At 64.6% G+C, this 240-nt stretch carries 1 pseudogene; it reads right to left on the reverse strand.

Annotated elements, in window-relative coordinates:
- A pseudogene (dnr, locus tag G5A07_RS21680) lies at positions 1–240 on the reverse strand (transcriptional regulator Dnr); the annotation flags it as partial.

Below are 240 nucleotides of genomic sequence, written 5' to 3' on the forward strand. Positions count from 1 at the left end.
GTAGCGCACCACGCGGTGGGTGGCGTTCTTCAGGGAAAGCGTCTCGATCTCGTCGATGCGCTGGTGCAGGCGGGTGCTGAGCTTGGCCAGCAGGGCCAGGGCCAACGGGGTGTTGTCCTGCAACTGGCGCAGGTAGGCCTTGTTGGAGAAACGGAACAGCTGGCTGGGTACCACGGCCTGGGCGGTGGCCACGTAGTTCGGGGTGTCCATGAACATCATCGCCTCGGCGAAGGTGTTGCG

Origin of the sequence: Stenotrophomonas sp. AS012628, from assembly GCF_010608305.1 — a bacterium.
Lineage (GTDB): Bacteria > Pseudomonadota > Gammaproteobacteria > Xanthomonadales > Xanthomonadaceae > Stenotrophomonas > Stenotrophomonas geniculata.